This window comes from Sciscionella marina DSM 45152 (assembly GCF_000379465.1).
GTDB classification, from domain to species: domain Bacteria; phylum Actinomycetota; class Actinomycetes; order Mycobacteriales; family Pseudonocardiaceae; genus Sciscionella; species Sciscionella marina.
The window spans coordinates 279138-292895 of the sequence record NZ_KB905425.1 but is presented as its reverse complement, the minus strand read 5'-3'; the positions used below and the strand labels follow the sequence as shown (position 1 = coordinate 292895).

The following is a 13758-nucleotide window of genomic DNA, read 5'->3' as shown; positions in this document are numbered from 1 at the left end:
GGAAGCCGCCCGGAAGACCGGCCATCCACGGGAAATAGCGTGAACTGCCGGGCGCGATTCGTCAAGGCGCCACACCCCTCAATCGCCGAGTTGGCCTACTCCACAGCGCCCCGTAAACCGGGATTCACGGAGACCCGCCGGGCACGCGCCGTGGACCGGGCACGCACGATCGGCACACTGGTGAGCATGGCTAACCTCTCCGCTGCCGAACAGGCCGTCGTCGACACCGTCCGCTCCTTCACCGACCGCGAGGTGCGCCCGGTCGCCCGCGAGCTCGAGCACGCGAACACCTACCCGGAAGAGCTGGTCGAACAGCTGAAAGAGCTCGGCGTGTTCGGGCTCGCGATCCCGGAGTCCTATGGCGGCACCCCCGTCTCGATGCCCTGCTTCGCCCAGGTCACCGAGGAGCTCGCGCGCGGCTGGATGACCATGGCCGGGACCATGGGCAGCCACACCGTCGTGGCCACCCTGTTGCGCCGGTTCGGTACCGAGCAGCAACGGCAGCGCTACCTGCCCAGGATGGCCACCGGCGAGATCCGCGCGGCCATGGCGCTCACCGAACCCGATGGTGGCTCCGATCTGCAGGCGCTGACCACGAACGCGCGCAGCCTGCCCGAGGGCGGTTACCTCGTCGACGGCGCCAAGATGTGGATCACCAACGCCCGCCGGTCCGGGCTGATCGCGCTGCTGTGCAAGACCGATCCGGCGGCCGAGCCGCGGCACGCCGGGATCAGCCTGCTGCTCGTGGAACACGGACCGGGCCTCGCCGTCTCCCGTGACCTGCCCAAACTCGGCTACAAGGGCGTCGAGACCTGCGAGCTCGCGTTCACCGGGTACCGGGCACCGGCCGAGGCGCTGCTCGGCGGCGAGGAGGGCAAGGGCTTCGCCCAGATGATGAGCGCGCTGGAGACCGGCCGCCTGCAGGTCGCCGCGCGGGCCGTCGGGGTCGCCCAGGCCGCGCTCGACGATGCTCTCGACTACGCCCAGCAGCGGGAGAGCTTCGGCAAACCGATCTGGAAACACCAGTCCATCGGCAACTACCTCGCCGAGATGGCCACCAAGACCACCGCGGCGAGGCAGCTGGTCCGGCACGCCGCCGAACGCCTCGAATCCGGCCAGCGCTGCGATATGGAGGCCGGGATGGCGAAACTGTTCGCGTCCGAGACGGCTCTGCAGGTAGCTTTCGACGCCATGCGTGTCCACGGCGCGAACGGCTACTCGACCGAGTACGACCTCGAGCGCTACTTCCGGGACGCCCCGCTGATGATCATCGGCGAGGGCACCAATGAGATCCAGCGCAATGTGATCGCCGCGCAGCTGGTCGGCAGGGGCGGGCTCGACTACTGATGGAGCTGACCATCCGCCCGCTCGCGTCCGGCGAGGAACCGCTCTTCGAGTCCATGCCCGATCCGGGCCTCGTCGGGCTCGCCGCCTTCGGGGAGAGCTACACGGCGATGGCCGCGCGCGGGCACTACCGCGCGGAGTGGACCTGGGTAGCGCTGCGCGGGGACCGGGTACTCGCCCGCGCTGCCTGGCTCCCCGGCCCGGACGGTGAACCGGATGTGCTCGACTGGTTCGACTTCACCGAGTTCGAGGCCGGGGTCGCGCTGCTGCGCACGGCGGCGATCAGGGCCGAGTACTCGATCGAGCTGCCGCCGGACTGGCGCACCGACGCGCGGGTGCGCGCGGCCGCGCAGGCGCGTATCGAGGCCGCCCGCGCGGTCGGCATGCAGGTGTTCGTCGAGCGCCACGTCTACCTGTGGACCCCGGCGCACGGGCTCCCGGAACGACCGGGCCGCCTCGAGTTCCGCCCAGAGCCCGAGGACGCGGTGTTCGAGGAGTTCTTCGCGCGCGCCGCCCAGGACAGCCTCGACGCGCACACCAGGCGGGCAGTCGCCGCATCCGGTCCCGAAGCGGCCGCGCGGGCGGAACTGGCCCTGCTGCGTACCCTGCCGGGCCCGCGGTCCTGGTGGCTGGTGGGCTGCACGCGAGAAGGTGAACCGGTCGGGTTCGCCATCCCCGCGCGCAATCCGAGCGGCGCGGTCATCGGCTTCGTGGGCGTCCTTCCCGAGCACCGTGGCCACGGCTACGCCTACGAACTGCTCACCGAGGCCACCCACCTGCTCACCGGGCACGGGGCCGAGCGGATCAAGGCCGCGACCGATGCGGGGAACACCCCGATGGCCGCGGCCTTCGCGAAGGCCGGTTACCCGATCGAGCGCGCACGCCTCGATCTGGCCTAGACCCACTGCGCGGTCGGCCAGCCCTCCATCCGGTAGGCCGAGTCCCAGAACATCCACTCGTACTCGGTCGCGGTGACGACCGCGGCGAGCATCCGGGCCTCGGTCGCATCGCCGACCCGTTCGGCCGCGGCATCCACGGCGGCGCGACAGGACTGCACGGCGCGGCCGAACTCCTCGTCCGCGTAGGTGTCGATCCAGGCACGATAGGGATTGTCCGGCGCCGCGGTCTCCGCGATGGCGAGGCCGACCTCGTGGTAGACGGCGAAGCAGGGCAGCAGCGCGGCGATGAGTTCGCTGTAGCTCGCGGTCTGTGCGGTGGCCAGCAGGTAGGAGGTGTAGCCGAGCGCGGTCGGCGAGGTGCGTACCGCCTCGACCTCATCGGGGTCGAGGCCGAAGCGTTGGAAGTAGTCGGCGTGCAGTCCGCGCTCGGTGACCACGGCCTCATTGGCGGCCGCGGAGAAGAAGGCGAGATCGGCCGGGTCCTCGGCGCGCGCGGCCGCCACGGCGAGTGCCCGCCCGAAACCGACGAGATAGCGCGCGTCCTGCACCAGATAGAACTGGAATCGTTCGCGGCTCAGTGAACCGTCGGCCAGTTCCCGATTGAACGGTAACCGCGTCATTTCACCGCGTAGTTTCTTCGTGGCCGCATCGGCCCGCGCGCAGAATCCACTCACCCCGCCAGCGTAGACTCCGAGGCGGAACACCCGCGGGAGCTTGGTTACCAGGCTGAGAGGACGGAAATTCCGTCGACCGCACGAACCTGACCGGGTAATGCCGGCGTAGGGAGTTTTTCGTGGCTGGCCACACAGATTCCATGGCGCGCGAGGTCGCGCCGACGCTCGAGGGACCGACGCCGAAGACGCTGCGCGCCGGCGATCAGGGCGCGTTCTGGGTGAACCTCGCGGTGAGCCTGCTCGGGTTCACCGGCGCTTCCGCGGTGCTGCTGCCCGCGGGTTCCGCGCCGCTTTCCCCGATCGCCGCACTGGTGGCCACGATCGTCGGCACCGTGCTCGGCTCGGTGATGCTCGGGCTCTCCGCGGTACCGGGCGCGCGGACCGGCGCGCCCTCGATGGTGGTGCTGCGCGGGCTGTTCGGCGCGCGGCTCTCGGTGCTGCCAACCGTACTGAACATCCTGCAGATGATCGGCTGGGGCACCTTCGAACTACTCGCGATCGCCTCCGGGGCGCGCGCGGTGTTCGGCGGCGGCCCGCAACTGCTCTACGTGCTGATCGCGGCCGCGCTGACGATCACGATGACGATCTGGCCGCTCGGCGCGCTGCGGGTGCTGCGCAAATACGTGACCGTCGCGGTGGGAATCGCGCTGGTGTATCTGTTCGTGCAGTTCGCGATCCGCCCGATGCCTTCATTGACAACGGGTTCCTGGCACGGGTTCTGGCTCGGCGCGGACGCCGCGCTCGCGGTCGCGGTCTCGTTCATCCCGATGGCCTCGGATTTCTCCCGGCATTCGCGCACCGTGAAGGGCGCGCTCGGGGCACCGGTGATCGGCTACTCGATCGCGCAGATCGCCTGCTATGCCGTGGGTCTGCTCGCCCTGGTGCAGGTGGGGAACTCGGGCGGGGAATACGACCCCTATGTGGCGATCCCGCTCGGCGCGGTGTTTCTCGGCGTGATCGTGCTCCGCGAAGTGGACCAGTCCTTCGCGAACGTGTACTCCACGGTGATGTCGGTGCAGAACCTGTTCCCGCGCGCCGATCGCCGAGTGCTCAGCATCACGATCGGGCTGCTGTGCACCGTGCTCGCCGCCGTGCTGGACATCGGGCAGTACACCGATTTCCTGAGCCTGATCGGCTCGGTTTTCGTGCCCATGTTCGGGGTGCTCGCCGCGGACTACTTCCTGCGCGGCTGGCGATCCTGGAACACCTCGGCGGACGCGCCCTCGCGCTGGGGCATGCTGCTCGCCTGGTTGCTCGGGCTGGCCACCTACCAGTTGATCAACCCGGGTGCGGTCGGCTGGTGGTCCCGGTTCTGGACCTGGTTCGGCCACGCGATCGGGTTCAGCCCGGCGAGCTGGATGAGCGCCTCGCTGTTCTCCTTCCTCATCGCCGGGCTGGCCGCATTCGCCTTCGGCAGGATCAGGTCACCACGTCACGGATAGTTCGTGGACACCGAAGACTTGCCCATCGTATTTGAACGGGATGTCCTCGATCTCGGGGACGATCCGCAGATCGGGAATCCGCCTGAACAGGGTGTCGATCACGATCTGCAATTCCAGGCGTGCCAGATTCTGCCCGAGGCATTGATGCGGGCCATAACCGAATGCGATGTGATTCCGGCTTCCCCGCTCGATGTCCAGGGTGTCGGGTTCCGGAAACACCCCGGGATCTCGATTCGCTGTACTACTGAGCGCGAGGACACCCTCGCCCTTGCGAATCAGCACCCCACCGAGTTCGACATCCTCGGTGGCGACACGGGCATTGGCGAATTCCGCGATCGTGAAATAGCGCAGCAGTTCCTCGACGGCCGGCAAGGTCTGGTCCGGATCCGCCTTGATCTTGGCGAGCGACTCGGGATGCTGCAGCAACGCGACGGTGCTCAGCGAGATCATGTTCGCCGTCGTCTCATGCCCCGCGACGAGCAACAGGAAGGCGAGCTCGACAAGGCCGTCCTCATCGATGTCGCCATCGTCGCGTTGTTTGCGGATCTGCCGTCCGAGCAGGTCTTCCCCGGGCTCCCGGATCTTCTCGGCGACCAGTTTCCCGAGATATTCGATCAGTTCGTCACGTAAGCGAAGCCGTTCATCGGCCCCGGCCGCCCGGTTGAGCAATTGGCCGGACCGGGCTTGGAAGAAATCGTGATCGACATACGGCACACCGAGCAGTTCGCAGATCACGAGCGAGGGAATCGGCAGCGAAAGCGCGCTCACCAGATCTACCGGGCGCACACCGGCGAGCATGGCGTCGATGTGTTCATCGACGATCTGCTGAACACGCGGGCGAAGCTCCCGCAGCCGCTTCACGGTGAATTCGCCGACCACCGCCCGCCGTGCCGGACCGTGCTGCGGCGGATCCATTCCGATCAACGAGATACGGATCGGCTTCATTTCCTCGGTGATCCGCTGCTGGAACGGAAAGTTCGGATGATCCCGATCCGAGCTGAACCGCGGATCGGTGAGCATGGCGCGAATGTCCTCGTACCTGGTCGCGGCCCATACCGAACGATCGTAGAGACGAACGCGGGTAACGGGCGCTTCGGCGCGCAGGTCCGCGTACTCCGGTGGCGGCGAGAACGGGCAGGTACGACTGCGTGGGAAGGTCAGTTCGGTCATGGTTCACCACGTCACCGGCAGTTCTTTGATGCCGTAGATCGAGGCCTGATCCTTGAACGCGATTTCGTCGATTTCCTGGGTGAGCCGCAATTCGGGAATCCGCGCGAACAGGGTGTCGATGACGATCTGTAATTCCATCCGTGCCAGGTTCTGCCCAAGGCATTGATGCGGCCCGTACCCGAAAGCGACGTGATGGCGCGCGCCGCGTTCGATGTCGAACTCATCCGGTTCGGCGAAGGCGGCCGGATCCCGATTCGCCGCGTTGCTCAGCGCGAGCACGCCATCGCCCGCGCGGATGAGCACCCCACCCAATTCCACATCCTCGACCGCGAACCGGGAATTGGCGAGTTCGGCGATCGTGAAGTAGCGCAGCAATTCCTCGACGGCCGCCGGGGTCTTTCCAGGATCCGCCTTGATGGCCTCGAGGTCGCCCGGGCGGTTCAACAGCAGCACGGTGCAAAGCGAGATCATGTTCGCGGTCGTCTCATGCCCGGCGACAAGCAGGACGAACGCGAGCCCGACGAGTTCGGCATGCGAGGGCGCGTGTTCGGTGATCTGCCTGCCGAGCAGATCATCACCGGGATCACGCTGCTTGGCACGCACCAAATCCTCGAGGTACTCACCGAGTTCGGCAATCGCGTTACGGCGTTCGTCCTCCGGGGTGCGCCAACTGATGAACTTGGTCGAGCGCTGCTGGAAGAATTCGTGATCGGCATACGGCACCCCGAGTTGTTCGCAGATCACCAGCGAAGGAACCGGAAGCGAGAGCGCCTGCACCAGATCCACCGGCCGCGGACCGGCCAGCATCGCCTCGACGTGCTCGTCCACGATGCTCTGGATCCGCGGCCGCAGTGCGCGCATCCGCTTCACGGTGAATTCACCGACCACCTTGCGCCGGGCGGGACCGTGTTCGGGCGCGTCCATGGAGATCAACGAGGCCGGGATCCGGTCGAATTGCTGGCCCGGCACCATCCGCGGAAAATTCGGGCTCTTGCGATCGGAGCTGAACCGTGGATCGGTCAGCATGGCACGAATGTCCTCGTGCCTGCTCAGCGCCCACACGCGGCGCCCGTCGGGGAGGCTGACCTTGCTGATCGGGGTTTCTTCGCGCAGTTGCCGGTATTCCGCGGGCGGGGCGAACGGGCAACTGCGGGTGCGCGGGAAGGAGAGGGCGACGTCTTCAGCGAGTTCGGTCACGGGACCACCTCTATCTGGATGAAGTTCTTCCACTTCCACGGTAGCGATGTGGAAGGAAATCGTCCAGATAAGCGTCTGGAATAATCCGGACATGGCGCTACGTGCCGACGCCCAACGCAACCTCGAACAGATCATCGCCGCGGCCAAACAGGTCTTCATCGAGCAGGGCCCCGAGGTGCCGATGGAGGAGATCGCGCGCGCGGCCGGGGTCGGGGTCGGCACCCTCTACCGGCGGTTTCCCGACCGCGAAGCCCTGATCAGGGCGGTGACGAGGGCGAACTTCGACGCGGTGCTCGCCGAGACGCGCAGCGCTATGACCGAGGAACCGACGGCCTGGGACACGCTGCGGCGGTTCTTCCACCTCTCCCGCGAACTGCGCCTCTCGGTACAGCTGAATCTGGTGCACATGAGCACCAGGCGGTTGCTGTTCGACGACACGGACGCCACCGGCAAACGAGACGAACTGATCGAACTGCTCGAGCAGATCGTGGCCGCCGCGCAGCATGAGGGAACCCTGCGCGCGGATGTGAGCTCCGGGGACATCGCGATGCTGGTTTCGCTGCTCGTCGGTCAGACCCGCAGGGAATGGACACCTGCCGCGCTGCTCGGCGTGGAGCGCGCGATCGCGCTGATCCTCGACGGACTACGCGCGGGAACGGGAACCGAACTGCCCGGGCAGCCGGTTCCCGTGGCGGCGATCGCGCCGCAGAAGGCTACCGGGAACTGAGGATCCCGGACAGCTTCTCCAGCTGTGCCTCATAGATCTTGCGCATCCCCAGCGGGGCGAAGGTCTTCTCGAAGAACCCGCCGATGCCGCCGGCGCCGTTCCAGGTGGTCTCCACGGTGACCGTGCTGCCCTCGCCGGGTGCGCGAACGGCCCACTTGGTCACCATCGAGGAATTGCGATCCGATTCCACGAGTTCCCGTTCGCCCCCGGCTCGCACCTCGAAAACGCAGTCCCGCACCCGCTTCTTGGTCGCCTGCAGCTTCCAGGCGACCACGGTGCCCTCCCCCTTGCCGCCCTCGCGCACGGCATACTCGGAGAAGTTCTCGGTCAGCATGTTCTTGCGCGCCTGCGCATAGTCCGAAAGCACCGCGAAGACCGCATCGGGCTCCGCGGCGATCTGGCGCTGCGCGGAAACGAAAACCTGTGCCATGTCGTCATGCTAGACGGGCTCACCGGATGGAGTCACAAGTGCCGGTACGCCTGCGTCGCGGTGAGCTGATCGCGTGCCTTGACCACGATGGTGTCCATGTTCACGTGCGGCGGCCTGGTCACCGCGAACCCGATCACCTCGGCGATGTCCTTGGCCTGCAAGGGAGTCATCCCCTCGTACACCTTCGCCGCGCGCTCGCTGTCCCCGGCGAAGCGCACCAGGGAGAACTCGGTATCCACCATCCCGGGCAGCACCTCGGTGAACCGCACCGGCTCACCGTTGTGCTCGAACCGCAGCGTGCGGTGCAGTGCGGATTCGGCGTGCTTGGCCGAGGTGTACCCGGAACCGTTCGGGTAGGCCTCGAGCGCGGCGACCGAGGTGACCGTGACCACGTGACCGTCCCCGGACTCGACCAGCTTCGGCAGCAGCGCCTTGGTCACCCGCATGGTGCCGAGCACATTGGTCTCCCACATCCAGCGCCAGTCGTCCTCGACAGCCTGCGCGACCGGAGCGGATCCGTGCGCCCCTCCCGCATTGTTCACCAGCACATCCACCGGCCCGAACGCGGCGCTGAACCGCTCGACCGATTCCGGATCGGTGACGTCGAGCTGGTGTGCGACGCCGCCGATCTCCCCGGCGAGTTCCGCGATGCGCTCGGTGCGCCGCGCCCCCAGCACGACATGGAATCCCTGTGCGGCGAGCTCTGTGGCGGTCGCCGCACCGATGCCCGAACTCGCGCCGGTGACCACGGCCGTCCGTTGTGATGCCATGGCACGCGATTCTAGGGTGATCGCGTGGAAGGCGAACTGAGCTGGGTGACCAGCAAGAGCGGTAACCGGATCGCGGTCCGGACCGCCGGGACGAACGGGCCACCCGTCGTGCTGCTGCACGGCTGGGCGCAGACCGGGCGCTGCTGGCCGCAGGAGCTCGCCATGGGGTGCCGATGCCTTGCGGTGGATCTACGCGGGCACGGGGACTCCGAGGACGCCGGGGAGTACGCGGACAGCGCCGCCTGGGCCGCTGACCTGGCCGCGGTGCTCGACACCCTGGACGAACCCGCGGTGCTCGTCGGCTGGTCCTACGGCGGGCTGGCGATCACCGACTACATCCGGCACTTCGGCACCGGCGGAGTGCGCGGGCTGCTGCTCACCGGGGCGATCACCGAGATCGGGAAGGACCGGCCAGGCGGGCGGATCGGTGCCGTGATGCGCGCGGCCATCCCGGACGCGCTGTCCACCGACCCGGCGACCGCGGTCCCCGCGCTCGCCCGGTTCGTGGCGGGGCTGACCGTGCGCCCGGTACGCGGGGCGCTGCACCAGGCACTGCTCGGAGCCTCGCTCGACGTCGACCCGCACGTGCGCGCAGCCCTGTTCGCGCGCACCGTGGACTCCCGCGAGGTGCTCGCCGGGATCGATGTACCGGCCGTGCTCGTCCACGGTGCGCAGGACGCCGTGGTCGCGCCGAGCACCACCGAGTACGCGGCGAGCCTCATCCCGGGTGCGCAGACTCACATCTGGCCGGACGTGGGGCACCTCCCGTTCCTGGAGCGCGCCCAGGAATTCCACACCATCCTCGCGCGGTTGCTCGCACTATGAGCTCCGCGTACCCCCGCCGCGTCGGTGTGCTGTCCATGCACACCTCCCCGCTCGAGCAGCCGGGTACCGGTGACGCGGGCGGGCTGAACGTCTACGTCCGCCAGACCGCGACCAGGATGGCGCGCCGCGGTATCGCCGTCGAGGTGTTCACCAGGGCGAACTCGGCGAACCTTCCTCCGATCGCCGAGCTCGCGCCCGGGGTGACCGTGCGGCACGTGCCCGCGGGCGGATTCGACGGACTGGCCAAGGAGCAGCTGCCCGCCCAGCTGCAGGCCTTCGCCGAGGGCGTGCTCGATTCCCGCGCCGAGCCCTTCGACGTGCTGCATTCGCACTACTGGCTCTCCGGTAAGGCCGGGCTGCTCGCGCGCCGGCGCTGGCGGGTGCCGCTCGTACACAACGCGCACACGCTCGCCAAGGTGAAGAACGAACAGCGCGCCGAGGGTGAGAGTGCGGAGCCGAAGGTGCGCGTGGATGGCGAGCAGACGCTTGCCGAGGGTGCCGACCGGCTGGTGGCGAACACCGAGGTCGAGGCGGCCCAGCTGGAACGCCTCTACGGGGTCGCCGCCGACCGGATCGCCGTCGTCGCCCCGGGGGTCGATCTGGATGTGTTCACCCCCGGGGGCAGGGACCGCGCGCGCGCCGAACTCGACATCGCCCCGGACACCCTGGTGCTCGGCTTCGTCGGGCGGATCCAGCCGCTCAAGGCCCCCGATGTGCTGCTGCGCGCGGCCGCCGCCCTGGTCCGGGAAACACCGAGCCTCGCCGAGAAACTGCTCGTGCTCATCGTCGGCGGGCCATCCGGTTCCGGGCGCGCCATGCCCGCGCAGTTGCGTGAGCTCAGCCGCACACTCGGCATCGACCACCTGACCAGGTTCGCCGCGCCACGCGCCGGTGCCGCGCTCGCCACCGTGTACCGCGCCGCCGATGTGCTCGCCGTGCCCAGTTACAACGAATCCTTCGGGCTCGTCGCGCTCGAAGCGCAGGCCTGCGGAACCCCCGTCGTCGCGGCCCGAGTCGGCGGACTGCCCATCGCGGTCGCGGACGGCAGCACCGGATTGCTCGTCGACGGGCACGCCGTGCAGCGTTGGTCCGCCGCACTCGCCAAACTGCTCACCGAACCCGCGCTGCGCGGCCGCTACGCCCTCGACTGCGTCCGGCACGCCGCACGGTTCTCCTGGGAGCGCACCACCGACGCACTGCTGCGCGGTTACCGCGCCGCCCTCGGCTCGGCGACGGACCTGCGAACACCCGCTTAGAGTGGCGGTGTGCATGAACTGGACACCGTGATCGAGAACGTGCTCGCCGAGGGTGAGATCACCTACGAGCACAAGGGCGAAGGGCGGTACTTCCTCACCCTGCCCGGCACCAAGAAGCTCCAGACGAACTGCTGGCTGCACCGCACCGAGCACAGCCTGCTCATCGAGGCGTTCGTCTGCCGCAAACCGGACGAAGCACACGAACAGGTCTACCGATTCCTGTTGCGGCGCAACGCGAAGCTCTACGGCGTGCACTACACGATCGACGACCGCGGGGACATCTACCTGATCGGACGCCTCGGCCTGCCCATGGTCACTCCCGGCGAACTGGACAAGCTGCTCGGCCAGGTACTCGAAGCCGCGGACGGGGACTTCAACACCCTGCTCGAGATCGGTTTCGCCGGCTCGATCCGGCGGGAGTGGGACTGGCGGGTCTCCCGCGGTGAGTCATTGGCGAACCTGCGCGCCTTCGAGCACCTCATCCACCGCGAGGGCGATTAACTGGGGCAAGCGATTGGGGAAGCGGAGCGGCCCGGTCAGAGGGGGAGTCGGATACACGGGCCGCCCCGCTACGTCCCCGCCGTCACGACATACCTACGCGGCCGGGAGGAGCCACGTAGTCGGCGGGCAGCGGCTCGACGGGGGGAAGGCGAACCGCATTGATTGCTTCCGCCGACCAGGGAGTGCGTGGGAGCCGATCCGCGGAAGCCGCGAATAATTTCGCACGCTGGAGTGTTCCATCACAAGATGCTCAGGTACCTCGTTCGGGTGTATTTTTCTACTTTGAGTAACGGCGAGGTCACGATGAACCGCTATCGTGCTGCTTATTGTGTGACAGATCACAGAGTCACCACCCACAATCGTGGACCTCGAGACTCACCCGGCCAGGGGTGGCCGGACGCGGTGGGTATTCCGTTCACGGCGCCGGTAACGGCTTCTGGCAGGCTTGGCAGCATGGCAGCAACCTCGACACTCGTACTGCTCCGACACGGGGAGAGCACCTGGAACGCGGAGAACCTGTTCACCGGATGGGTCGACGTTCCACTGTCCGCGAAGGGGCGCGCGGAGGCCGAACGCGGCGGTGAACTGCTGCGTGCCCGGGACATCACCCCGGACGTACTGCACACCTCACTGCTGCGCCGAGCAATCACCACGGCGAACATCGCGCTCGACGGGTGCGAGCGGCACTGGATCCCGGTGCGCCGGGACTGGCGGCTCAACGAACGGCACTACGGCGCGCTGCAGGGCAAGAACAAGAAGCAGACCCTGGAAGAGTTCGGCGAGGAACAGTTCATGCGCTGGCGCCGTTCGTACGACACCCCGCCGCCGGAGATCGCGCGGGGCAGCGAGTTCAGCCAGGACACCGACCCGCGCTACGCCGACATCGCGGGTGGGCCACTCACCGAATGCCTCGCCGACGTGGTCGCCAGGCTGGTGCCGTACTGGGAATCCGCGATCGTGCCCGATCTGCGCGCCGGGAAGATCGTGCTGGTCGCCGCGCACGGCAACTCGCTGCGCGCGCTCGTCAAGCACCTGGACGGGGTCTCCGACACCGATATCGTCGGCCTGAACATCCCGACCGGCATCCCGCTGCGCTACGAGCTGGACGAGGGCCTGCGCCCGATCAACCCCGGCGGCGAGTACCTCGACCCGGACGCCGCGGCCGAGGCCGCGGCAGCGGTGGCCAATCAGGGCCGCTGAACAACCCGACCGCTTTCACCACCCAAGCAACTCGCCCCGCAGCGTGTTCTCAGGTGTTTCCTCGCGAGGACAGCGCCGACGCGGTGTATCGGAAATACATGAGGAGACGCTTCCGGAGCGAGGGAGCGTCTGAGGCTCCGCTACCGGACCCACCAAGCAGCCCAGCCAGGGACACTCTCACAAGTTCTGGACGTTCGACACGAGCCACTGGTCGCCGATGCGCTGCATGCGCAGGGCGACCGTGCTCGGTGTCGTCCCCTTGTCCCCGTTCGGCGCGGTGACATCGGAGTTCATCGCCACGAGCACATCCGCGGTACCCGCGCGCAGATCCAGCCGCCGCACCCCGGCGACCACGGTGTGCGCCTCGATGACCGTTTCCCGCTTGGCGATCTTGTCCGCGTTCGCCGCCTTCCCGGCCACCGCCTGATCGTGCAGCTTTCCGGTGGTCATGGCGATGGTGGCGGACAGGCTCCGGTCCGGGTCCCGGTAGTCGCTCGAGGCGAACCGCTCGGCATCGGTCATCGCGGCGGAGAGCACGAGGTCGCGCTGCGCGGCAAGCTGCATCGGCGGCAGATCCGCCCGGTTCTCCGGGCGCAGGTCGCCGACATTCGGGCGCGGGATGGGCTTGTCGAACTTCGCGTCGGTGTCGGTGATCTGCCATAGCGCCCCCTGATGGCGCGCGGTCACCAGCATGCGTGCGAGCAGATCATGGGTCTTGCCCTCGCTGCGCACCTTCTCGGTCAGCGCCACGAGCACGGTCGCGGTGTTCCCGGTCAGGCTCGTCACCGCGCTCTCGGTCACCTTGGTCGTCACACTCGTCGCGGGCTTGCCCTGCAGACCCGTGAGCGAACGCTCCAGGTCCGCCCGCGCCTTCCCGATGACCACGCCGTCCACGGACGACTTGTGCTGCTCCAGCTTCGCCGAGTCATAGGAGTACGCCGCACCGATCGCCGAAGCGACCTGATCGGCGGCCTGTTCGGTGCGTGCGGGGGCGACCAGTGCGAGGTTCGCAGGCAGCGGCCCCGGGGCGCTCGAGGAGGGCGGCGGCCGCTTCGGGGTATCCGCCTGCTTCTTTCCCACGGGCAGCAACAGATAGACGATCCCGCCCGCGGCGAGCACGAGCAGCACGATGACCACGGCGGCGACGACTCGGCGCGAACCCGACTTCGATGTCACGGAGGTCATTGTGGACCAGAGTGCGCTCGGGAGCTCTCGTCCGTCGCGAGCGGGAGTCGGCGTGACGGTGCTCTGCGGGCCACCCGCGTCCGGGATCAGCAAGGCGAAGGAAGAGCCATAGCGGGGTTCTACGGCGACTGACGACAA

Annotated in this window: 14 protein-coding genes and 1 riboswitch; of the genes, 8 read left to right on the top strand and 6 right to left on the bottom strand. The window is 68.0% G+C overall.

Features of this window, described 5'->3' with window-relative positions; genetic code table 11:
- The first annotated feature begins 186 nt into the window (after positions 1–186).
- Together A37U_RS0134670 and A37U_RS0134665 are read left to right on the top strand one after the other, a co-directional pair.
- Entirely contained in the window at positions 187–1347 is a 1161-nt protein-coding gene (locus A37U_RS0134670; protein ID WP_026197928.1) for an acyl-CoA dehydrogenase family protein, read from the top strand.
- Complete coding sequence (locus tag A37U_RS0134665) at positions 1344–2243, top strand: GNAT family N-acetyltransferase (RefSeq protein WP_026197927.1); 900 nt, start codon at positions 1344–1346, stop codon at positions 2241–2243. The genes A37U_RS0134670 and A37U_RS0134665 overlap by 4 nt, the downstream gene beginning before the upstream one ends.
- On the opposite strand, the gene tenA is transcribed toward A37U_RS0134665, so the two are convergent.
- Entirely contained in the window at positions 2240–2917 is a 678-nt protein-coding gene (tenA, locus tag A37U_RS0134660; protein WP_026197926.1) for a thiaminase II, read from the bottom strand. The two genes, A37U_RS0134665 and tenA, sit on opposite strands and share 4 nt — an antisense overlap.
- Before the next feature lie 22 nt (positions 2918–2939).
- A riboswitch (TPP riboswitch) is annotated at positions 2940–3046 on the top strand.
- Here tenA and A37U_RS0134655 point away from each other — a divergent pair.
- Complete coding sequence (locus A37U_RS0134655) at positions 3037–4359, top strand: purine-cytosine permease family protein (protein WP_240437776.1); 1323 nt, start codon at positions 3037–3039, stop codon at positions 4357–4359. It overlaps the preceding riboswitch by 10 nt.
- Here A37U_RS0134655 and A37U_RS0134650 read toward each other — a convergent pair.
- A complete protein-coding gene (locus A37U_RS0134650; RefSeq protein WP_020501256.1) occupies positions 4342–5529 on the bottom strand; it encodes a cytochrome P450 in 1188 nt (395 codons plus the stop codon). The genes A37U_RS0134655 and A37U_RS0134650 overlap by 18 nt on opposite strands.
- Positions 5530–5532: 3 nt before the next feature.
- Positions 5533–6726 carry a cytochrome P450 gene (locus A37U_RS0134645; RefSeq protein WP_020501255.1) on the bottom strand — a complete coding sequence of 398 codons (1194 nt, stop codon included), beginning with the start codon at positions 6724–6726 and terminating at the stop codon, positions 5533–5535.
- A gap of 91 nt (positions 6727–6817) precedes the next feature.
- Between A37U_RS0134645 and A37U_RS0134640 the strand changes: the two genes are divergently transcribed.
- Positions 6818–7453, top strand: a complete 636-nt coding sequence (locus A37U_RS0134640; RefSeq protein ID WP_020501254.1) for a TetR/AcrR family transcriptional regulator — start codon at positions 6818–6820, stop codon at positions 7451–7453.
- On the opposite strand, the gene A37U_RS0134635 is transcribed toward A37U_RS0134640, so the two are convergent.
- Together A37U_RS0134635 and A37U_RS0134630 are read right to left on the bottom strand one after the other, a co-directional pair.
- Entirely contained in the window at positions 7440–7883 is a 444-nt protein-coding gene (locus A37U_RS0134635; RefSeq protein ID WP_020501253.1) for an SRPBCC family protein, read from the bottom strand. The two genes, A37U_RS0134640 and A37U_RS0134635, sit on opposite strands and share 14 nt — an antisense overlap.
- 32 nt (positions 7884–7915) lie before the next feature.
- Positions 7916–8653, bottom strand: a complete 738-nt coding sequence (locus A37U_RS0134630) for an SDR family oxidoreductase (RefSeq protein WP_040589461.1) — start codon at positions 8651–8653, stop codon at positions 7916–7918.
- Between the two features lie 24 nt (positions 8654–8677).
- Between A37U_RS0134630 and A37U_RS0134625 the strand changes: the two genes are divergently transcribed.
- From A37U_RS0134625 to A37U_RS0134610, 4 genes are all read left to right on the top strand, one after another.
- Positions 8678–9478, top strand: a complete 801-nt coding sequence (locus tag A37U_RS0134625) for an alpha/beta fold hydrolase (RefSeq protein ID WP_020501251.1) — start codon at positions 8678–8680, stop codon at positions 9476–9478.
- Positions 9475–10734 carry a D-inositol-3-phosphate glycosyltransferase gene (mshA, locus tag A37U_RS0134620; protein ID WP_020501250.1) on the top strand — a complete coding sequence of 420 codons (1260 nt, stop codon included), beginning with the start codon at positions 9475–9477 and terminating at the stop codon, positions 10732–10734. Before A37U_RS0134625 ends, mshA begins: the two co-directional genes overlap by 4 nt.
- 27 nt (positions 10735–10761) lie before the next feature.
- Positions 10762–11235, top strand: a complete 474-nt coding sequence (locus A37U_RS0134615) for a type III secretion system chaperone family protein (RefSeq protein ID WP_240437782.1) — start codon at positions 10762–10764, stop codon at positions 11233–11235.
- A gap of 453 nt (positions 11236–11688) precedes the next feature.
- Complete coding sequence (locus A37U_RS0134610) at positions 11689–12435, top strand: phosphoglyceromutase (RefSeq protein WP_020501248.1); 747 nt, start codon at positions 11689–11691, stop codon at positions 12433–12435.
- A gap of 177 nt (positions 12436–12612) precedes the next feature.
- Here the strand turns inward: A37U_RS0134610 and A37U_RS48825 are convergent, their stop codons facing one another.
- Positions 12613–13611 (bottom strand): hypothetical protein, encoded by a 999-nt coding sequence (locus A37U_RS48825; protein WP_157183198.1) that lies wholly within the window; start codon positions 13609–13611, stop codon positions 12613–12615.
- Positions 13612–13758: the final 147 nt, after the last annotated feature.